This is a genomic window from Rhizobium ecuadorense (genome assembly GCF_001187535.1).
GTDB classification, from domain to species: Bacteria; Pseudomonadota; Alphaproteobacteria; order Rhizobiales; family Rhizobiaceae; genus Rhizobium; species Rhizobium ecuadorense.
The window spans coordinates 1-240 of the sequence record NZ_LFIO01001068.1 but is presented as its reverse complement, the minus strand read 5'-3'; the positions used below and the strand labels follow the sequence as shown (position 1 = coordinate 240).

Sequence of the window (240 nt, the reverse complement as noted above, 5' to 3'; positions counted from 1 at the left end):
ACCGATGACATATCCGCCGTAAGTGAGCGCAACCGCATCGTCCCAGCCGAGTTCGACCGCTCTGCGGGCCAGCCGGGTGGCTTCGGCGGTTTCCTCTGCGGGATTGAGCATCCAGCCGTTGCTCTTTCGGGTGGCGTAGCAGCGCGCCGCTCGGGCATGGGCTATGGCGAATACCGGGTCACGCTCGATCGCCTTCATGAAAAGCCGTAGGGCCTCGTCGATGACCGATCTGTTGGTGAT

Annotated in this window: 1 pseudogene; it reads right to left on the bottom strand. The window is 62.9% G+C overall.

The window, feature by feature from the left end:
• A pseudogene (locus AF337_RS20405) lies at positions 1 to 240 on the bottom strand (BTAD domain-containing putative transcriptional regulator); the annotation flags it as partial.